This is a genomic window from candidate division WOR-3 bacterium, assembly GCA_016934535.1.
In the GTDB taxonomy this organism is placed as follows: Bacteria; SDB-A; SDB-A; order SDB-A; family SDB-A; genus JAFGIG01.
Genome location: JAFGSQ010000002.1, coordinates 11,966 through 34,088, shown reverse-complemented (window position 1 = coordinate 34,088; position 22,123 = coordinate 11,966). Strand labels below are relative to the sequence as shown.

17 protein-coding genes are annotated in these 22,123 nt (G+C 48.2%); all 17 read left to right on the top strand.

Going from position 1 to position 22,123, the window contains the following annotated elements; translation table 11 throughout:
* On the top strand, positions 1 to 1,287 hold the full coding sequence (locus JXL83_00195; protein ID MBN2362532.1) for a TolC family protein: 1,287 nt from the start codon (positions 1 to 3) through the stop codon (positions 1,285 to 1,287).
* Positions 1,280 to 2,353 (top strand): efflux RND transporter periplasmic adaptor subunit, encoded by a 1,074-nt coding sequence (locus JXL83_00190; protein MBN2362531.1) that lies wholly within the window; start codon positions 1,280 to 1,282, stop codon positions 2,351 to 2,353. Before JXL83_00195 ends, JXL83_00190 begins: the two co-directional genes overlap by 8 nt.
* A complete protein-coding gene (locus JXL83_00185; GenBank protein ID MBN2362530.1) occupies positions 2,350 to 5,397 on the top strand; it encodes an efflux RND transporter permease subunit in 3,048 nt (1,015 codons plus the stop codon). The genes JXL83_00190 and JXL83_00185 overlap by 4 nt, the downstream gene beginning before the upstream one ends.
* Before the next feature lie 230 nt (positions 5,398 to 5,627).
* Positions 5,628 to 6,089 (top strand): GspH/FimT family pseudopilin, encoded by a 462-nt coding sequence (locus JXL83_00180; GenBank protein ID MBN2362529.1) that lies wholly within the window; start codon positions 5,628 to 5,630, stop codon positions 6,087 to 6,089.
* 10 nt (positions 6,090 to 6,099) lie between these two features.
* Positions 6,100 to 6,450, top strand: a complete 351-nt coding sequence (locus tag JXL83_00175; protein MBN2362528.1) for a prepilin-type N-terminal cleavage/methylation domain-containing protein — start codon at positions 6,100 to 6,102, stop codon at positions 6,448 to 6,450.
* A gap of 5 nt (positions 6,451 to 6,455) precedes the next feature.
* On the top strand, positions 6,456 to 7,061 hold the full coding sequence (locus JXL83_00170; GenBank protein MBN2362527.1) for a hypothetical protein: 606 nt from the start codon (positions 6,456 to 6,458) through the stop codon (positions 7,059 to 7,061).
* Between the two features lie 9 nt (positions 7,062 to 7,070).
* Complete coding sequence (locus JXL83_00165; GenBank protein ID MBN2362526.1) at positions 7,071 to 7,514, top strand: hypothetical protein; 444 nt, start codon at positions 7,071 to 7,073, stop codon at positions 7,512 to 7,514.
* Between the two features lie 16 nt (positions 7,515 to 7,530).
* A complete protein-coding gene (locus JXL83_00160; protein MBN2362525.1) occupies positions 7,531 to 8,064 on the top strand; it encodes a hypothetical protein in 534 nt (177 codons plus the stop codon).
* Between the two features lie 10 nt (positions 8,065 to 8,074).
* Complete coding sequence (locus tag JXL83_00155; GenBank protein ID MBN2362524.1) at positions 8,075 to 10,831, top strand: PQQ-binding-like beta-propeller repeat protein; 2,757 nt, start codon at positions 8,075 to 8,077, stop codon at positions 10,829 to 10,831.
* Positions 10,832 to 10,845: 14 nt separating this feature from the next.
* Positions 10,846 to 15,879 (top strand): hypothetical protein, encoded by a 5,034-nt coding sequence (locus JXL83_00150; GenBank protein ID MBN2362523.1) that lies wholly within the window; start codon positions 10,846 to 10,848, stop codon positions 15,877 to 15,879.
* Positions 15,880 to 15,955: 76 nt separating this feature from the next.
* A complete protein-coding gene (locus tag JXL83_00145) occupies positions 15,956 to 17,107 on the top strand; it encodes a formylglycine-generating enzyme family protein (GenBank protein MBN2362522.1) in 1,152 nt (383 codons plus the stop codon).
* A gap of 131 nt (positions 17,108 to 17,238) precedes the next feature.
* The gene (locus JXL83_00140; protein MBN2362521.1) at positions 17,239 to 18,570 is read left to right on the top strand and encodes a GTPase; all 1,332 of its coding nucleotides are present in this window, start codon (positions 17,239 to 17,241) and stop codon (positions 18,568 to 18,570) included.
* Entirely contained in the window at positions 18,567 to 19,517 is a 951-nt protein-coding gene (locus tag JXL83_00135; GenBank protein ID MBN2362520.1) for a carbamate kinase, read from the top strand. Before JXL83_00140 ends, JXL83_00135 begins: the two co-directional genes overlap by 4 nt.
* The gene (locus JXL83_00130) at positions 19,514 to 20,035 is read left to right on the top strand and encodes a DUF177 domain-containing protein (protein MBN2362519.1); all 522 of its coding nucleotides are present in this window, start codon (positions 19,514 to 19,516) and stop codon (positions 20,033 to 20,035) included. Before JXL83_00135 ends, JXL83_00130 begins: the two co-directional genes overlap by 4 nt.
* 19 nt (positions 20,036 to 20,054) lie before the next feature.
* On the top strand, positions 20,055 to 20,240 hold the full coding sequence (gene rpmF / locus JXL83_00125) for a 50S ribosomal protein L32 (GenBank protein MBN2362518.1): 186 nt from the start codon (positions 20,055 to 20,057) through the stop codon (positions 20,238 to 20,240).
* A gap of 3 nt (positions 20,241 to 20,243) precedes the next feature.
* Positions 20,244 to 21,197: a phosphate acyltransferase PlsX gene (gene plsX, locus JXL83_00120; protein ID MBN2362517.1), complete on the top strand. Its 954-nt coding sequence runs from the start codon at positions 20,244 to 20,246 to the stop codon at positions 21,195 to 21,197.
* Entirely contained in the window at positions 21,194 to 22,123 is a 930-nt protein-coding gene (gene fabD, locus JXL83_00115; GenBank protein ID MBN2362516.1) for an ACP S-malonyltransferase, read from the top strand. Before plsX ends, fabD begins: the two co-directional genes overlap by 4 nt.

Here is a 22,123-nt window from a genome sequence, read left to right as displayed (position 1 = left end):
GTGTTTTGCGCCTTTTTTATATTTACACTGCTGATCCAGACTGGAACGACTTTGACCTTGGAAGAAGCCGTCGACATAGCCCTGGAAAGCAACATTAGCGTCAGAAAAGCCGAAGAAGATATTTTTTCAGCTAAAACCGGTTACAGAAAATCACTTTCCGCTTTTCTGCCCACACTGTCTTTTTCTTCGTCTTACACAAGGTATCCCGATGAAATAACGCAGGAAACATACGGAGGAGGAGAAATCGTCCTCAGAGCCAAAGGGACCCACCAGACGGGTTTTTCAATGTCTCTTCCTCTTTTTACAGGAGGTTCAAGGCTCATAAACGTCCGGATGAACAATTCCTTGGTACGATTGGCAGAATACAAAAATGAGATGACTAAAGACCAGATAGTCCTTGGGACGCTTTCAGCTTACCTCGGCCTGGTTCAATCTTCAAAAGCCCTGACAATCAGCAGAGAGGCTCTCGAGACGGCTCTCGAAAATCTCAATCTTACAAATGAAATGCTCAGAGTGGGAATGGTGACAAATCTCGATTTGGCGAGATCAGAAGTTCAGGTCGCACAGGAAGAGGGAAATCTTTTGACGGCACAGAACAATTACGAAAACGCCGTAAACTCTCTTTGCGACATTCTTCAGATAGAAAAAACTGAAATCTCCGTTGTCGAACCGGAGTTTCTGGAAGTTGTTTTGCCCGAGTTTGACAGCTGTATGATAGCCGCATTGAACTCCCCTTCTCTGGCTCTTTCCGAGGTTTCCCTTTCGATCGCGAGATCTGGCAAAGCTCTTTCCGTGTCTTCGTTCATGCCTACGGTTAGCGCTTTTGCCGGTTACAGCTGGTCGGGAAACAATTTTGAATTCGGCGAACCCAATTATTACGGCGGCGTTCAGTTGAGCTGGACGCTGTTTCAGGGAACAGCGAGAATACACGATTATTCGGGAGCGGCGTCTGACGTCAGATCCGCCGAACTCGACTACCTTGACGTGCATTCACAGACCGCAAGCACTGTCGATCAGAATTACAGAGAAGTAAGGCAGGCTTTTCTGCAATACGAGATTGCTCTGAAAACAGTAGTAGCCGCTCAGGAAGCATACGATCTAACAGACAGAATGTATAAAAACGGACTTGCCACTTCACTGGAGCTGTACGAAGCGATGAATACGCTTGAAAAGGCCAGGCTTGGTGAAATATCAGCTTATTACGGAATTTATTTATCTTACTCAAAACTGCTCGCCACCATGGGAGTGTTAAACGACTTTGTCCAAGACGGAGGTTTGTATGAATGACAAAGCTTTCAAGATAATCTTGTCGACGGTTTGTCTCGCGTTGCTGTTTGCGGGAAGCTTCGGCTGTTCAAAAAAGCCTAAAAACAATAAAAATCCTTTCAGCACTTCAGTTAGGACAATAGAAGTGAACAGAGGACTTTTCATTAACAGGATCCGTTCGTCGGGAAAGATCGAAGGACAAAGAGAAGTCGACCTGTCTTTTAAATCAGGCGGCAGGGTATTGTCTGTCTCTGTCGAAGTTGGAGACCTTGTCAGAAAAAACGAAGTCATAGCGACCCTCGAACAGACAGATTTTTACGCCAATTACGTTCAGGCTCAGGCCGCTTTTACGCAGGCGCAGGACAATTTCACAAGATCGGAAGAACTCTACAATTCAGGTTTGGTGTCTCAAGTACAATTCCAGGCCGCACAAACTGCTTTTCAGAGCGCCCAGGCTGGTCTAATGCTGGCGCAATCCGCCGTGTCCGGAGCGTCAATAAAAGCTCCTTTCGACGGCACCATAACTGCGAGTGAAATAGATCCTCAGGAGATGGCGAGTCCCGGAATGCCGTATTTCGGCATTGCGGACATGGACTCGGTGAAATTAAAATTGAGCGTCAGCTCGGAAAATGTAACCAGAATAACTGAAGGTGCTTCTGTAACGGTTCAGGTTGACGCCTACAGAGACAGGATTTTCTACGGACAAATAGACAGGGTATATCCGGCCGCGGATCGTCAGACAGGCAAGTTCACCGTTGAAGTAGTCTGTCCGAATTCTGAAAATCTACTTCTTCCGGGAATGATAGGGCTGGCAATGATTGAAATCGGCAGATACGAAGACGCCATTATTGTACCTCTCAAATCAGTGCTCATGCAGGAAGGAGAGACGGTCGTTTTCCGGGCTTCGGGAGGAAAAGCCGTGAGAACGCTAATAACCGTCGAACAGGTAAACGATTCTTTCGGCATAGTTTTGAACGGTTTGAACGTCAGCGATACCGTGATCGTTGCGGGGCAGGATTACATAGAAGACGGTTCATTAATCAACTGTGTCATGTGCCCTGAATATCAGGCCGGAGACGAAAAATGAAAATTTCACAGAGCGCAATATCCGCTAATCTCACTGTTTTCATTATTGCCATAGGAGCGGCGCTTTTCGGAGTCTACGCTTATTTCAGCATTCCCGTCGAGCTTGTCCCCGACGTAAACATACCCTGGATTTCAGTGACGATTCCCTATCCGGGAGCCGCGCCCGCGGAGGTCGAGAATCAGATAGCGAAATTTGTCGAGGAGGACTCCAGGGGAATAGACGACCTGAAACACGTCTATTCATATTCTTCGAACAGCGGAGCTCAGATCTGGTATGAATTTGAAATTGGAGTTGACAACAACGAGGCGAAACGCGACGTAGAGGAAATAATAAACCGGGTCAAAAACGAATTTCCTGATGACGCAATGGACCCAATCATAAGGGACATAAAACTGAGTGAAATACCGGTTATTTTCCTCACTCTGAAAAGCGAAAACGGAAGCAGGACATCCTACGAAAACCTGAAAAAATACGCAGACGACATATCACCGATTTTCGAAGGCATCAGCGGCGTATCGAGAGTCGATATTTTCGGAGGCAGGGAAAGACAATTCATGGTCTTGCTGAGAGAGGACAAACTCAGAGAATTCGGACTGACCGTACCTCTTATTATCGGAGCCATAAAGAGCTCCAACATGGACTTGCCGGCCGGAAACATAAATCTCGGAGAAAAAGAATACACACTCAGGGTTTTGGGAGCTTACAGATCGAGGGAGGATATAGAGAACACTATTATAACTGTCACGGCGAACGGACCCGTCTATCTGTCGGATGTCGCGACGGTCCTCGACACTCTCGAAAAGACGGTTTCATTTTCGAGATTTAACGGCAACCCGTCCGTCACTTTGGCAATTTATAAAAAAACCAATGGAAACACGATTGGAATTTCAAAAAACATACGAGAGGAATTGAAGGAAATTCAGGAAAATCTACCCAGCGGAGTGACTTTCGACATCACTTTCGATCAGGCCGATTACATAAACGAGAACCTCAACCAGCTTAAGCAGAATGCCGTGTTCGGATCGATTCTTGTGATTTTAATACTCGTCATTGGAGTCGGATGGAGAAACGCCGTCCTCGTAATGATATCTCTTCCGCTGATAATCTGCGTGTCTTTCGCGGCTCTTTATCTTATGGGTTATTCTCTCAACAACATGTCTCTTTTTTCGCTCATTCTTCTCGTAGGGATGATAGTCGACGGAGCGATAATCGTCGTCGAGAGTACGTACAGATATCTTGAGTACGGATACGACAAGGTCGGCGCTGCGAGAAAGGGAATTGACGAAGTCGGAGGGGCTGTTCTGGCCGCGGCTCTGACTACGATGGCTGCTTTTTTTCCCATGTTCATGATTAAAGGTGTCACAGGCGAATTCATGAAACTTATTCCGATAACAGTAATAATAGCCCTTTCTGCTTCGATACTCGTAGACCATCTTGTAATTCCGGCCGTCGCTTCGAGATTCGCCGTATATCACAAAAAATCAGCCAAAAGAACTGATAAATGGGTAAATTCAAAGATGATGAAAGCATACAGGAAAACACTCGATTGGGCGCTGACTCACAGAACCAAGACCTTGCTCATCTCAGTGACTGCTTTTGTCCTTTCGCTGATCCTTTTGCCTGTTGTCGGGTTTGAGCTCTGGCCTTCGAGCGGCTTCGATCAGTTCACGGTCAATGTTACAGTGCCGAACGGAACGCCCATCAGCAACCTGGATGAAATTTCCAAGAAAATCGAGACCCTTATAGCCGATATTCCCGAAGTTGAAAAATACACGTCGAACATAAGCGAAAACACGGCTCAGATTGAAGTGCGTCTCTATGAAGACTCCGACAAAAAAGACTTGGAAATCAGAGAAATACTTCTTGCGAAAATCGACTCCGTCAGACACGAAATAGCCGAGGCGAGAATAGAAATGAAAGGCGAGAGCATGGGTCCTCCTTCGGGGGCACCCATACAGGTTGAGATCAGAGGCGACGACATAAACGTGTTGATGGATTTGGCTTTCAAAGTCAAACAGTTTTTGCGCCAGCAGGAAGGAACTCGTAACGTAAAAGACGATTTCGGATCGGGCTCCCCCGAAGTTGAGGTGATAATCAAAAGACGCGAAGCGGCTTACTACGGAATTACTCCTTCTAATATTGTTCAATCCGTAGCTGTATCCTTCAACGGAACAGACGCGACGGAATTAAACATTGAAGACGACAGGATAAAGGTTAGGGTCGAGCTTGAAGAAGCTGACAAGACCCTAGACGTTCTCAGGTCTTTTCCCATACCGACTGGAGCCGGATCTTCAGTCCCTCTCGAACAGGTCGCCGAAGTCAACGTCACTTCGGGTTTTTCGATGATAAACAGGGTTGACGGAAAAAGACAGGTAACTGTCAGTTCAGATGTTTACGGTGTCACGTCTATCGAAGTCATAAAAAAATTGACACCGTTCATAGACTCTATTCAGACGCCGGGATATACAATAAACATAACCGGCGACAAACAGCAGATGGAAGAAGATTTCAGCAGTCTCGGAATCGCTCTTATCGTCGGTCTTGCGCTTATTTATATAATAATGGTCATTCAATTTCAATCGCTTTCAGATCCTTTCATAATAATGTTCACCGTTCCGTTTGCCATAACGGGAGTGATGATAGGGCTTCTGCTGACCAGGAACCATTTCGGCGTGATGCCGTTTATCGGCATGATCGCTCTTGTAGGAATCGTTGTAAACGACGCTATAGTGTTTGTAACATACACAAATAAACTGAGGAAAGACGGGGTTCCCTTGTATCAGGCTCTCAGAAAAGCCGGCCCTGTCAGGCTCAGGCCTATTCTGATGACATCAGTAACGACGATGGGAGGCATGTTGCCCCTCGCGCTCGGAATAGGTATGAAATACAAATTTTGGGGTCCAATGGTCTGGCCGATAATATTCGGACTTCTTTTTTCGACCTTCCTGACTCTCGTAGTGATACCTGTTGTCTATACGTTCATTCACAGGGCGGGTAAAATGCCCGCAGACCTGGAACCCGTAGACATAACCGAAAGCGATTAAAGAAGACCGCACGTAGACGCTTTGATGCGTCTCCGTGCGGCTATTTCATTATTGTGAAAACTTTTTCACACAAGTGAAAAAGTTTTCATGTTATTACGCTAAAACCCGTTTCCCTATATCCGTACTTTTGTGTAAACCGCAGTTTCAAAAAACTTATAAAATCCATTACAGGCAATTTACTTTGGCAAAGATATTGCAGTTAAGTAAGTCAAGTAATTTTGGAGGTCCAGATGAAAAAATACGGGTATTCGATTATTGAGCTAATGGTTGTGGTCGTTCTGATTGGCTTGATAGTCTCTATATCGATTCCTCTCGTCAGGGTTTTGAACGACAAAGTTGACAGAGCGACGAGACAGATTGTTGGAGCCGTAAGGGAAGCGAGAGAACTTGCTATAACCAGGGCAGACACAGTGTTAGTCAGAATAAACAGTCCCTCCGGTAAATACGAACTCTGCAAATGGCAGGGCGGTATAGCCGGTTCTGCCCATTCCTTGGGCACGGCTGGAGAAATCCCGAGCAATGTCACTCTCAATACCGGATATTACGGAGAAATATTTTTTCTGCCGACAGGAGCCGTAACATACGCTCTTGGAACGTCTCCGAGAGATTCAGTTATGATTGCGAGCGGAACAAGAAAACTCTCTATAAAAGTGATTCCTGCGACCGGAATCGCCAGAATAGTCAAATACTGAGGGAGTGATTATGAAAAAAGGCTTTTCCTATCTTGAAGTCCTCGTAGTTGTCGTTTTGTTCGCCATAGGGGTTGTGGCGCTCGGAGCGGCGAGAGTGAGGACGATGGAAGCGGAATTGAGCGTCAGGATCGAAAAAAAGGCCATCAATGACCTCGAAGATTTCATGGAATGGATAAAGAGTATAGATTACGACTTGATAACCAGCGGAGATTCCACTTTCGGTACGACAAGAATGACGTGGACGGTCAATCCCGACACGGCAGGTTTGAGGGCAAAAAGCCTGTCTGTTATTTATTCCTGGAGGAACAGATCGGGTCAGACAGTATACGACACGATACAAACTTACGTAGCTGAGAGGTGAAAGAAATGAAAAAAGGATTTTCACTTATAGAGCTTCTCGGCGCCCTTACTATGGGATTGGCGATGATAGGTGTCCTGGTCTATTATTACACGCAGGAACGCAATCATCAGTCGATCATCGAAGGAAGGTCGGAAGCCATACAATCCGCGGAGGCCATCCTGAGGATCGCCGCGAAAGAAATGAGGGCGATACCGGGAAACACGAGAGAATTTCAGGACACCACGATTTTCAAGGTTTTCAAACTTTACCACAGCGCTGTAGGCAACGACTCTTTTTGTTATTACGCGGACGTCTATCCTGAAGCCACTTTCGGCAACGGTTCTCTAGACACGGCGCAGGAGACTTTCGGCATAATATATGACGCAGCGTCCAGAAATGTATACAACATAAGGTACAGTGCCGGAGCGTACACATACAATATGCTGATTCCGGGAGTTGATAATTTTGACATAGTTCCATTGGACGTAAACGGTTCAATAACAATCGATCCTCTCGCCGTCACTCACGTCGAACTCAGGGTGACGACCTACAATCAGAGGGCTGTAAGAAATCAAACTTCAGCGGACACGATAACATTCAGTCGCATCGTGACCATAAGAAGCAGGATGTAAGGGGGGCAGATGGAAAGAAAAGGAATAGCTCTGATTCTAGCGCTGAGCATTCTTGTCGCCGGAGCTCTTCTCGTCGGAGCGGCGTTTATGCTCGCGACATCGGACATGCGGATAACCGATGTAATTAAACACAAAACACAGGCATTCAGGGGGACCGAAGCCGGGGCAGAAAGAGTGACGGCAACGCTTGGAACCGTCTATCAACCCGACCACGGAGACTCTTTTTCGATTGGCAATGTCAGATGCGACGTCGACACTATGACAAAGACGACGAGAATTCTTCCCGGTTACACTTCATCGTGGACCGCTAACGAAAGAGCACTCGTCGCTTTGAATTACTCTTACAAGATAACGGGCGAAGAGCAGATATCCTCTCCGCGCAGAGGTCGTTCACAGATATTGGTGGGAACCACTGCGGCGCCAGTGCCCGGCGGAACCACCGGTTATCCGTAGACAAGGAGGAAACGAAATGATTAAAACAGTATTGATAATTTTTTTGGCGGCGTCTCTCTTTCAGAGCGTTTCGGCGTTCGATCAGAACGAAGACATGAACCCTCCGCAGGAGAGAGAGCGGGTCAAATGGATCCCTTTGAGAACAGCCGGTCCCTCCGTCTCTTCGACTGCCCTTGAAACAGACGATATCCGAAAAGCCGTTCTCGAAGATTACCAGACGAATCGTGACCCCTCTCTCCCCTCCGGTATATTTGTCTTCGACCCGGTCATCGTTTATTATCACGGACCGGACGAGTACGGTTTTGAGATCGGACGTCTAAAAGGATATGAACCGGGATTCCCTTTAAGGTCTCCCGACAACACCGAGATTTCATTTATGGGAAAGATACTAAACAGGGACGCCTGGCATTACGCCGTATATTTCGAAGAAGGAAAATTTGTTTCTGAGGGCATTTATTACACCGTGATGGAAATACAGCTCGGTTCGGGCAAGGCTTGCCTTCCCGTAGCCGTCGTTGTCGATCTCACGAATTCAACAGACACGAGGTAAGGAGGGAAACATGAAATGGAAAACGCTTATATTGCTGCTCTTCCTTCCCGCGTTGTCGGCCGCTAACGACGAAGTCCTTTTCAGGGTAGCGGCTGAACCTGCCGCAATGATATTCCTCGACAGATCGGGAAGCATGTCGGGCACGAGGATAACGCAGGCCCTCGCCGTCATGAAAAATCTTCTCGACGCCGACGGCGACGGCACCGTAGAGGATTCGGACAAGGACATTCTGGGAGTCGATCTGGCGACGGGTTTTTTCTACAACACGCCGACAGGAACTTTTAATCCCGGCCCTTACATTTATCTTCCCGGAGAAGCTACGGGAAGTCTCAGGGCGGACACTTTCGGCACTCCCTATTCGACAATATGGTCGCACATGAACTACACTACAAACGGCGGCTACACTCCCAATGGACCTGCTATTTATTACTCTTCCAACTACATACATAACTACGACACGACTCACCCCGATCTCGACTGCAGGAGTTATTATCTGATTTTCGTCACTGACGGAGAATCCAACGGTTTCGGAACGAGCGCTTCTTATTCACAGATAACCGTGTCTGACGAATGGCGCGGAAGCTGGAGTATAGTAAGGGAAGCCGCAATAAGCACAAGAGACAGAGACATACCTGTCTTTTTGGTAGGCTTCGGCACAGGCATAACACAGAGAGGAAGAAACGAACTCAACTGGGCGGCTTACTGGTCGGGAACTGACAATCCCGATAAATACAATTACTCGGACTTGCAGTACAATCCACCTCACACACACGTCCACAACCCGTGGACCTGGCCTCAGCCGATTCCCTCCGGATGGGGATCGTCCAACGGTTGGTACAATCCGAGATCCGCTCACGGTACCGGATACCACGCACTTCCCCCCTCTTATCATTACTGCGACGGTTACGCGTATATAGCGCAGACCGCCGACGAACTCGCGAATTCCCTTCAGAACATATTCCAATCCATTCTCGAGAACAATTTCTCGTTTTCACCCGCCAGTGTTCCTGTAGTCAGGACGATGATAAGCGACACGGCGATTGTCTACGCGACTTTCAGGCCTCAATCAGGAGGATTCTGGGACGGCCAGCTGAGAGCCGTCGTCTTCACTGGCGACACCATGCTGGGCTCGGAAATATGGACGGCCGGCGAATCGCTTCAGCAGACGCCTTCCTCATCGAGGAACATATTTTTTACAAACAATCTGGGAGCCAAGACCGAATTCAGTTTTCTTAACGTGCTTCCTTCGGATGTCAACGTGTTTTCGGCGTGGGAAAAAGATCTCATTGTTCAGAGAACGAGAGAAGGATACAGCTCTGCTACTCCCGGCTGGAAAATTGGCGACATTTTCCACAGCGCTCCCCTGATGATCGGAGCGCCGAGCCCGTTCTACACGGGAGACCCTTCGTATGTGCATTTCAGGAAAAACAACGCTTACAGGGATCAGAGAAAACGGGTTTATGTCGGAACTAACACGGGAGTTCTCCATTGTTTCGACGCCTCGACAGGAAAAGAAGTATGGGCGTGGGTGCCGAGATTTGCAATGAACAGGCTCAAAATATGGGCTCTCGACAATCAGCATACTTACATCCTCGACGGTCCGGTGACGGCGGCCGACCTCTGGTCGGACGTCAACGGAAACGGGTTAAAAGACGCCGACGACTGGCGGACTGTTTTGATTGTCGGACAGAGAGAAGGAGGACCGAATTATATACTTCTCGACATAACTTATGTTCCGACAAATCCGGATTCCTCCGAGTATCCTAAATTTCTCGCGGAGATATCCGGCACGCTCGTAGGAGGTTTGTACAAAAGATTCGCGGACACCTGGTCACAGCCTACAGCGGGGCAATTCAGAGTAGACACAGACCCCGTCGGAAGCGATTCGGCAATACAGATGTGGGGTTATTTCATAGGAGGCGGCTACGCGCCCGACACGGCAGGCTCTTTCGTTCCCGACACGGGAGATTTTTTCGCTTTCTGGGCTCTCAAAGAAAATACCGCATGGGCCAAAGGATGGGAAAATCCCAACAGCAACGGAATTGCCGCTTCGCTCGCTATGACGGACATGAACATAAACGGATTTGTAGACAATGTTATAGCTCCGGACCTTGCCGGAAACCTTCTCATAATGGACACAGAATCGGACACAAATCCCGGCAACTGGTCTATAAGGACAGCTTTCAGCGCTACTACCGGAGCGCCGGCAGACGCCGACATGGCGTGTTTTTTCCCCGTGGCCGTCGCGCAGGATTTCAGCGGAGAATACTGGTACTGCTGGGGCTCAGGGAACAGGGACAATCCCATGGATACGACCAGATACGGTTATTTTTTCATGCTTATGTCCCCTCCGACAGCGGGTTTACCGGCTGACATGAGCGACATGGCCGCTTTGACAGGGACCGCTTCTGCTCCGGGAGACAATGGATTTTACTACAGGCACACGCATCCCGGTGAAAAAGTGACCTCCCTCCCTCTCATTTACAGCAACAACGTCTATTGGACGACTTTCGCTCCGGACACAGCTGAAGCCGGGCCGTGCGACATCGGCGCCGGCTACGCGAGGATGTATGTCGCGTCGCTTCTGGAGGGTAGACTCGTCGAGACCATAGACCTCGGGCACATAGGAATTCCATCTTCTCCTCAGGTGACAGTGGGACCCGACGGTCCTGTCGTCATAGTAATGACGAGTTCCGGCCCGATAATAAGAACAATTACCGGCCCCGGCTTTAAGAAGAAATACGTCTATTGGAACGAAGTTTACTGACGGAGGGGGAATAAGTGAAAAAAATATTGATAGTACTCACATTGCTGACGGCGGTTCAGGCGCTGTCGGCTTATCATTTCTGGGATTTCGAAACAAATCCCTGGACGGACGGCTGGAATTCGGCAAAAAGAATCCAGGGTCAGAACTGGCCGCGCAGGTGGGAATGGAGGGTCTACGATCAGGAAGGCATAAGACCTCTCGACCCTCTTACAATGAGTATGTGGATTTGCAGTAACCGCGCAGGAAGCTATCCACTGCGCGACACCCTGTATTCTCCGAAAATTTCAGATTCGCTTTTTTACACACAGTGGCTCAAATACACAATAGGATACAGATACAGAACAGGCAGGGACGCCGACACGGCGGCAGTGCTTGTAAGAAGATGCGTTTCCGGCACATGGACGGAATGGCAGCAGCTGCAGTTTTATTTCGGCACGAATTACTCGATATGGGACTCTATAGACATAACAGCTTATGCGAGGGGAGCTGACACGATTCAGCTGGGTTTCTCCTACAGAGGAGGGACGACATGGGGGTCCGATTATTATTTCGGCCTCGACAACGTGTCTTTGAGAACTTCTCAACTTGGCAACATCCCCGGCCCGGCGACTGCGCCGACGGGAACCGACAGCGGTCTTGTGAACACCGATTATGTTTACACCTCGGAAGTTGTGGCAGGAAGCTATGAATACCAGTTCTCGTGGGGGGACGGAACATATTCCGATTGGGACATAATGAACACACAGACAAAACAGTGGAGCGAACCGGGTTCATATTTTGTTAGGAGCAGAATAAGAGACGCCGCTGACAGCACTTTGTTCTCAAACTGGTCTCCTCCCTTCGTCTCCATAATGGTGACGCCGAGGACGGCGAGATACTGGGGATTTGAATACGACGACGGCGGATTCGTCGGTTTGCACCAGCTCGGCGACTGGCAGTGGGGGATTCCGAATTCAGGACCGTTCGATGCGAGAAGCGGCGGCAACGTCTGGGCTACAAACCTCAACGGAAATTACTCCATTAACGCCAGTTGGCTGAATACTCCGGAGATGGATCTTTCGATGTGCGACTCGCTGAAGCTGTATTTCTGGATGTGGTACAATTCAAGACAAGATTACGACGGCGTTAACCTGTGGGTTGGAAGCGATTCTTTCACCTGGGGTTTGGACAACGCCGGTTATTACTGGGACACAGTTCCTAGCGCCAGCATAGTCCCTGCTTACACCGGCAGTTACAACGTAACGTGGACGAGTACCACTATGCCCGGCTGGACAGGCTCTTCTCCGCTGTGGACCCTGTACGAAGTAGACCTGACTCCTTACAGGCACTCGCAGGATCTAAGACTTTTATGGAGATTCGGCGACAACGACGGAACTACGGGGAATCAGGCCGGATTTTACATAGATGATATCAGGATAGACACGGCCATGCTTATTGCCGGCCCGATTGCGGCGCCTACGGGCCCGGACACCTGTATAACCGGGACTTCTTATGATTTCACATCCGACATTGTAGTCAATCCGACCGAGTACCAGTTCGACTGGGGGGACGGAACTTATTCAGGCTGGAGTGTCCAGCACATTCAGCCGAAGACGTACGGTGAAGTCGGCACATACTACATAAGGACAAGGATTAGGGACGCAGGCGACACTACGCTGATGTCGGCGTGGTCTCCTCCGCACATAGCCGTGGCTCTCAACGAGAACACAATTTATTACTGGGGTTATGAATTTTCCTGGGATACGGCGGGATATTTGATTTCAGGAGACTGGGAAGTGGGTATTCCGTTTTCCGGTCCTTTAGGGGCAAAAACAGGTTACAATGTGGCCGCGACCGACCTCGACGGAATATATCATACGGACGCGAGTTATTTTGCCCTGCCGAGCATAGACGTCTCGTCGCCCGATTCATCGGTGATGTATTTCTGGATGTGGTACGACAGCAGATACAATTACGACGGCGTCACTATGTTCTACGGTTCCGCCGCAATGGTGACGAGCTGGTTTTATGACGGCATGTACTGGGACACTGTTCCTCAAAATCTAATAGCCCCCGTGTATAACGGCACTTTCAACGTGTCGGCCCTGGGCATAACGCTTCCGGGTTGGACGGGAACCGAGGCCGTCTGGACTCTTTACAGCGTCAATCTCACTCCGCTGAGAGCGCTGACTGATCTGAAAATTCTCTGGAATCTGGCCGACAACAGCGGCACGACGGCAAACGGACCGGGATTTTACATAGACGACGTCAGGGTGGATACATTCCTTGTTCCTCTTGTCGGCCCTCTGCACAGTCCGTGGGGACCCGCGTGGGGATACATAAATACGAATTATACTTTTCTGTCTGATTCAGCGCATTCTCCGTTCGGTCAGGTTGAATACCAGTTCGACTGGGGAGACGGGGCTTATTCCGCGTGGGACACGACGAGGACTTCGCTTCACCAGTGGAGCGCAGAAGGCTTATACCCTGTCAGGTCGAGAGCGAGGCTTGTTACAGACACTCTGCTGATGGGAGGATGGTCCCCCGCCCATTACATCGAGATAGGAGTTTCCGGATACTTCGACCCGCCCTGGACGTTCGAACCGGGAACCCAGGGATGGAAAACCTCCACAACGTGGCAAAGACTTTCCTCAACGTACAACAGCGTGACCATGCCCAATTCGGACAACTGGAGCATGTGGGCCATCGGAACGGGAAATGTCTACGTCTGCGACACGACGTATTCGCCTCCCGCGCCTGTGGCTGTTGATTATAAATATCTTTGCTGGACTGCGTACCTGAGAAAGAGCACAACCATCCAGGGAGACACTGCGATAGTTATGTTCAGAACATTCAGAAACACTGTGTGGGGAGACTGGCTTCAAGCCTACATGTACACGGCAAACACGGCCGCTAACTGGTTTTATCAGGAAATTCCGGAACTCGCGGACGCCGACAGCGTGCAGGTTGGAGTTATTTACATTCACAGAGACGGCACTTCGGACACCAGGTTTTTCGGACTGGACAACGTGTGGCTTCTCAACAGGCCTTACGTCGACGAGATCAACTGGAACTTCGAAGATGAGTCGAAATGGGACTGGATTCACACTGTCACCAACAACTGGCCCAACGGGTGGAACATAAGAGACGAAGGGACGATAAGCTCTCTTGAACTCGACTACGCAGGCAATTACAGCGCGTGGATCGGAACCACTTCTTCACACAACGTCCCTCTCGTCGACACTATAATATCCCCCGCGGAGTGGAATCCAATAGACCTTCAGTATTTCGTCTGGGGAATAGGATTCAACAATCAGTACGACTCGATAAAAGTACTGATTTCGGGAATGAAAGAAGGCGTGTGGTCGTCCTGGTACACAGTGAAGACATACTTAAGAGCGACGACTCCGAGTTTCAGAGCGCTCGATTCGGCTGACGTCAGCGATTCTTTCGCCAACGCTTCGAAGATCGAGGTCGCGTTTGTCTATTATTCCCGGCTGAATTACGGAGCCTGCGTCATAGACAACATAAGATTGTATTCTTCAGAAAGCAAAGACGCTTTTGTAGTCGGAGGCAATCCCAATATTCAGGGAGAATTCCTGCCCTCGGGAAGCAATGATGTTGTGGCGACTGTCAGGAACAACGGAACCCAGGCGGCGGATTTCACTGTCAGAGCTCAGGTGACAGATATAAGCAACGGATCAGTCCTGATGGATGAAGTCCGCACGGTCAGCGGTCTCGCTTATCTTGACAGCGCCGTGATTGATTTCGGAAACATCACGCTCTCGGAAGACCGTCACTACGTTAAAAAAATAATAATCGAGTATCCGGGCGATCAGAATCCTTCCAATGACACGTCGCTTTACTCCATCAGATGCGTTTTACCCTCCTGGGAGAAGATAGCCGACATGCCGGTTTCAGTTTCAGGTCCGGTCCCGTGGTTTGACGAGAACGGCGACCTCAACGTGTTCGCTGATACAGTCCACATGAAATACGACGTTAACGGCAACACCTGGACCGTCACGGCTTCGATTCCATACAGAATAACAGACGCACAGGGAGTCGTTACAACGGACAGAATTTACATGAGATCAGAAGACCCTGCTCTCGAAAATAAATTGATAATCTTCGACAAGATAACGGGGAGTTTCGAAACCGCGGATCTGCCTGAAAACATCGTTTCTCCGACTCTCGCAGGATTCAGCGGGATAGGCGGAGATTATCTTTATATAGTCGAAAGCGACCTGAGCGGTAAACCGCTGTGTTTCCTCTACGACGAAAACTCGGGTGAATTCATCGGCGCTACGCCTCTTCCCGGAGGATTTGAAGGTGGAACAGCCGTTGGCATTAAAGACGGCATAGTGTTTGCCGGAGGGGACATCTACGGAGGCAACGTATATTTCGGCAGGGTCAATCCAGCTTCTCCCGTGGTGATCAACTGGCAGACCGATTACAGGACACCGCTGATTAACAGGGAAGGGATTTCAGCGGGTTCTTCAGGATCTTTCATGCTCTTTGCGGGCGGAAAAGATTCCGGGACATTTTCGGCGAATTCCTTCCTATACGAAAACGGATACGGATGGTACAACATGACCGACCTTCCGATTGTCCTTTCGAACGCTTCTTTGATTTCGCGGGAAAATGAAGGGTCTTCAGATTCAGTCCAGGTGAACGATTTCTTCCTGCTCGGAGGAAAAAATTCCACCGGTGATCTCCCGGACGCTTACAGGCTCGTTTTGAAAACACAAAAAAGGGTGGACATCGAAACTTCCACGGGAGCTGTAGGAAGCCAGCAGGTGTTTTCTGTCAGACTCGCTTCACCCAACCTGTTCAAAGATGAAGTTTCAGTACGCCTTTCACTGCCGGGAAATTCTTCTGTCAGATGGCTGGTCTACGACATCACGGGAAGACAGATCCGCAGTGTCGAGACTTTCCTCCCTGCAGGAACGCACTTCCTCGGATGGGACGGCAGGGACGACGCCGGAGAAAACATTTCGGCCGGCACTTATTTCTGGATGATGCAGACCGACTTCGGTTCAGAGAACGGGAAATTCATTCACGTAAGATGAAAAAAAAGGGGGGTTTTTACCCCCCTTTTTTTGTTGTATAATTCCTTTCAGAAATAAATCAAGAATCGGAGGAAAGATGCCTCGCAGGTTAATATTATTATTGTTGGCTCTGTCTCTTTCATATTGCACAAAAAAATCAGGCACTGAACCCGAACCTCCTCCGGAGAAGAGAATAACAGTAGTCTCTCCGAAGGAAGGCGATTTTTTGCTGCAAGACAGCGCATACACTATCAGCTGGTACAAAGAAGGCGATGTTACCCAGGTGGACGTGTATTACAGAATAAAAGACGATTCTCCGTGGATTGCAATTGACACAGGCGTTTCGGGTCTTTTTCTTGTCTGGACGGTTCCGCAAGTCAGGACTGCCAAAGCCATGATAAAAATCAGGTCTTCACAGGACACGGCAGTTTTCGACACCAACGAAGGTTATTTCATAATTGATAAAATCATTGAAAACGAGCTCGTACTGATAATCTGCGACAGCGTATTTTACATGGGGAGCGATTCGACTGAACCTGGACATTGCCCTGATGAAAGTCCTGTTCACTCAGTCGCTTTGACCTCTTTTTACATTTCAAAAAGGGAAGTGAGGAACTCCGAATACAGGCAATTTTGTGATCTGACTTCTTATCAGTATCCTCCCGACCCGGGTTTTCAGGGCATGAGCAATTATTTCGACAGTTTTCCCGATTATCCTGTAGTAATGGTCTCCTGGTTTGACGCAGCCCGATACTGCAATTGGCTTTCTTCAATCGAAGGCTACGAACAACAATACGACACAATTACATGGCAGTGCAGATTTACAGGGGGGTACAGGCTTCCGACCGAAGCAGAATGGGAATTTTCAGCCAGAGGCGGACTGGTTTCAGAGTATTATCCATGGGGAAACGGCAGTCCTTTCGATATGTGCAATTGGCAGGACGATCCTTTTTATGAATTCACGGCACCGGTTGTGTCTTATGATGTCAACGGATTCGGATTGTACAATGTCTCAGGAAATGTCTGGGAATGGTGCAACGATTTTTACGGGAGCGACTATTACGCTTCGTCCCCGTCAAGCGACCCGAGAGGACCGCAGAACGGCTCTTACAGAGTCATCAGGGGAGGATCCTGGTTTGACGGCGAAGAAAATGTAAGGTGCGCCAAAAGAGGTTTGTCGGATCCTTCCTGCGCTTTCGCTTTTGTCAAGGCCAACACTCTCGGATTCAGATTAGTTCTCGGCATCTGAAGGCCAAAAAACAACTTGACATAGAAAAGGATTTTAAAGGAAAATATACGTTTTTTTCAGCACCGTTTTAGATTTTCGGGTTTTGGAAGCTTTGAGTAAAGCTCCCCGGATAGCGTTTTTCAATTTTGAACTTGCAGCAGGAGGAAATCGTGGAAGCGAAAAATGTCTTAATTCTCGGAGCGGCAGGAAGAGATTTTCACAATTTCAACATGTTTTTCAGGGACAACGGCAATTACAAGGTTGCGGCTTTCACCGCCACGCAGATTCCCGATATTGACGGAAGAAAATATCCCGAAGAACTTGCGGGGAAAATGTATCCGGGCGGAATACCGATTGAATCTGAAAATCGTTTGGAAGATCTGATTAAAGAGAAAAACATAGACGTCTGCGTTTTCTCATATTCGGACGTGTCCCACGAATACGTCATGCACATTGCCAGCAGGGTCAACGCTTGCGGAGCGAGCTTTTGGCTTTTGAGTCCGAAAGAGACCATGATAAAAAGTTCGAAACCGGTTGTTGCTGTCTGCGCAGTCAGAACGGGCTGCGGTAAAAGTCAGACGACGAGAAAAGTCTCGCAGGAACTTATTAAAAAGGGTAAAAAGGTGGTCGCTGTCAGACATCCCATGCCATACGGGGACCTTGTAAAACAGCAGGTTCAGAGATTCGCCACTAAAGACGATCTGAAAAAATTCGACTGCACTATCGAGGAAATGGAAGAGTACGAACCCCACATTGAAAACGGCGTAACCGTCTTCGCGGGCGTTGACTACGAGAAAATACTAAGAGAAGCCGAAAAAGAGGCTGATGTGGTTCTGTGGGACGGAGGAAACAACGATCTTCCGTTTTTCAAGCCGGACATCCACATTGTCGTTGTAGATCCCCTGAGACCCGGACACGAAATTCAGTATCATCCGGGAGAGACAAATCTTAGGATGGCGGATGTTATAGTCATAAATAAAATAGGCGTCGCATACCCCGAAGGAGTTGAAACAGTCAGAAAGAACATAGAGAAGTTCAATCCCGGAGCAACTGTAATTGATGCCGCTTCACCCTTGACAGTTGAAGGGCACGAAAAAATAAAAGGAAAAAGAGCTCTCGTCATCGAGGACGGTCCGACTTTGACTCACGGATCAATGACCTACGGAGCGGGAGTCGTCGCGGCCAAAAAATACGGCGCGAGTGAAATTGTTGACCCGAGAAAATGGGCGGTCGGCACAATCAAAGAGACTTACGAAAAGTATCCCGGAACAGGAAGCATTCTGCCGGCGATGGGATACGGAGAAAAACAGGTCTCCGACCTTGAAAAAACAATAAACGCCATGGACGTCGAAATAGTTGTTATAGCAACGCCTATAGATCTTTCGAGAATCTGCAAAATCAAACACCCCTGGGTCAGGGTTAATTACGAACTTCAGGAAATCGGAAAACCGGACATATCAGATGTTCTTTCGAAAATAAAATGAAACCTGAAAAAAAACCCGTGGCGATAATAGCCCTCGGAGGCAACGCTCTGATAAGGGAGGGACAGAAAGGCACTATTTACGAACAGTTTGCCAACACGCGAAAGAGTCTCGGCGGAATAATACACCTGATTGAAGAGGGATACAATGTTGTGGTAACACACGGAAACGGACCACAGGCGGGGCACGAACTTCTGAGGAACGAAAAGTGCTCGGACGAAATACCGCCTCAGCCACTCGGAGTCATTGACGCTTCAACTCAGGGATGGATAGGGTATATGATAGCTCAATCCCTTCACAACAGGCTTCTAAAAGACAACATAATAAAAGATGTCACGCCGATAGTCACCCAGATAGTAGTTTCGCCGGAAGATCCGTCAATTAAGAATCCAACAAAACCAGTGGGAATATTTTACGGTAAAAAAGACGTTCCTGTACTCGAAGCGAGAGGATGGATCGTAAAAGAAGATGCCGGAAGGGGTTACAGACGAGTCGTTCCTTCGCCAAAACCGATTTCTGTAGTCGAAAAAGACGCAATACTGTCAATTTTGGAAAAAGGCGGGATAGTAATCGCGGCCGGAGGAGGAGGAATTCCTGTTTATTATCTTGAAGACGGATCGCTTGAAGGATTGGACGCGGTTATAGACAAAGACAGGGCTTCAGCGGTTCTTGGAGCGGAGATAGGCGCTGAACTGCTCGTTATTCTGACCGGCGTAGAAAAAGTGGTCATAAATTATAAAAAAGACAACGAGATGGCTCTCGACCGATTGGACATCAAAACGGCAAGAAAATATCTTTCAGAAGGTCAGTTTCCGGCCGGAAGCATGGGTCCGAAAATTGAAGCGGCTGTGGATTTTATTGAAAAAGGCGGTAAAAAAGTTATTATTACCGACCTCGACAAAGCCGCGGAAGCTTTTGCCGGGAAGACAGGGACGATAATAGAAAAATGAAAGACGCAAATCGCGGCATTACAGACGGAATCCTGAAAGTGAGAATAGATTTTTCAGAAGGAATTCCTGTGGAAAAAAGAGGGGATCTGCCGATCGGGGAGTTTTCAATAGAAGGCCTGAAAAAAGGAGAGTTTTTTGTAAAAGTCAATCCCGGAAAAAACAGCGCGGAGATCACTTTGAAAATTGATTTTGAAAGAGAGCTGATCTGTTCGAGATGCCTTGAGAATTTTGTTAAAAGATCGGAGTTGACTGAATGGGCCGAAGCTGTTATTTCTGATAAGGAAAGTTTCGTCGAGGACGATGGAATCGTTCAGATAATAGATAAAGTTGCGGATTTGACTAATATAATAAGAGACATGATCATATTGGATGAAGGCATGAGACCTCTTTGTAAGGAAGATTGCAAAGGTCTTTGTCCTTCGTGCGGAGAAAATTTGAACAATAAAGTCTGTGGTTGTGACCTTGCCGGCGATGCCGGTTATGCCGATGAAAACGGCAATAACGGCAATAAAGGCTAATAGATAACAGGAGGAAAATATGGCGCTCCCGAAAAAAAGGCAGTCCTCGACCCGGGGAAAAAAAAGAAGAACACACTGGAAAGCTACTATCCCGTCTTTGACAAAATGCAAGAAATGCGGTAGTTTAAATCTCCCGCACAGCGTATGCAGGAACTGCGGTTTTTACAAGGACAAGGAAGTAGTAAAGGTTAAAGAGGAAAAATAAATCATGATTATTGCCATGGACGCGATGGGCGGAGACGAAGGGCCCTTACCCGTCTTGGAAGGCGTGAAGCTTTTTATTGAATCGTCGCCGGAAGAAGACAAAGTCATCCTTGTCGGCGAGAAAAGCGTTTTAGAAAACAACGCGTGGATAAAAAAAGAGAAAAAACTCGAGTTCACAGAGTCAGGCGGTTCGGTTGACATGCACACAAGCCCGTCAGAGGCACTCAAGACCAAAACAGATTCTTCAATAAGCGTCGGATTGAAACTGCACAAAGAAGGCAAAGCGGATGCGTTCTTCTCCGTAGGCAACACAGGAGTCGTAATGGCTTTCGCACTTGTAAACCTCGGCAGGATAAAAAACGTATCAAGACCTGCAGTGGCGTGTCTTTTTCCGACGATAGCCGATCCAACCCTTATAGTCGACGGAGGGGCAAACGTCGACTGCAAACCTTCCGTTTTGTATCAATTCGGACAGATGGGATCAATATATTACTCGAAACTTTTCGACTGCGAAAAACCCAGAATAGGTCTGATCTCCATAGGCGAAGAACCGTCGAAAGGAAATGAACAGACACTGCTCGCTCACAAACTCTTCGAAAAAAGCAATCTAAATTTCATAGGGAACATTGAAGGAAGCGATATTTTCAAAGGGAAGTCGGATGTGATAGTAATGGACGGTTTCGTCGGTAACGTGGTCCTTAAATTCGCCGAGAGCATGATAATATTTCTGACCTCCTTTCTGGGTAAATCGATACAAATACCCTACGACATGGTTAAAAAACTGACTTCGGACGAATACGGCGCGGCTCCCTTGATAGGTGTAAACGGCATAGTTTTCATCGGACATGGAAAAGCTTCTCCTCTGGGAGTGAAAAACGGACTTTGCAGCGTAAAAAAAGCTTTTGCTAAAAACATAAACGGATTTTTATCCGAACAACTTTCGGCACAGAAAAAATGAAAAAAACGGCTCTCATTTTTGTGGGCCAGGGAGCTCAGCAATCGGGAATGGGAAAGGACGTCTATACGGACTTTCCGCAGACTAAAATCCTCTTTGACGAGGCGTGCGATATTCTCGGTTTTGATTTGAAAAAAATAATGTTCGAAGGTCCGCAGGAAGCTTTGACGGAGTCAAAAAACGCGCAACCCGCCCTGCTTCTCCATGCTTTTTGCATTTACGATCTTGTAAAGGGATACGCGAAAGAAGCCGAGTATTTTGCCGGACACAGCCTTGGCGAATACACCGCTCACACGGCCGCAGGAGCGATAGAATTTGGGGATGCCCTCAAACTCGTCAGAAAAAGAGGCGAGTTAATGAGCGAAGCGGGCGCTAAAACGCCCGGAAAGATGGCCGCGATAGTCGGTCTCAGCCCCCAGGAAGTGGAAAAAGCATGTTCTGAGGCTGGAGGAATAGCCGTACCTGCCAATTACAACAGTCCCTCTCAGATAGTGATCAGCGGGGAAAGCGACGCTGTCGAAAGAGCCGTCGGTATTTGCAAATCCATGGGGGCGAAAAAATGCGTGTTTCTTGACGTTTCAGCGGCGTTTCATTCGCCTCTGATGAAAGAAGCGGCACAGAAATTTTCCGAAGTCGTCGGCACCGTCAGCGTGAAAAACGCATCAAAACCGGTCCTGGTAAACATATCGGCTTTGCCTGTTTCTTCTCCCGGCGATCTGAAAGCGGCGATGATGGAGCAAATGACCGGTCCGGTCAAGTGGCTTCAGACCATTCGGTTCCTCAAAGAAAACGGAGTCGAACGAGTCATTGAATTCTCTCCGAAACCGGTTTTGTCCTCGCTCGTCAAAAAGACGGAAAATGAAATTGAAACTGTTTGCCTGTCGGGCACACAAAGCGTGAACGATTTTATTAAAGAGAACGGGGGCTGA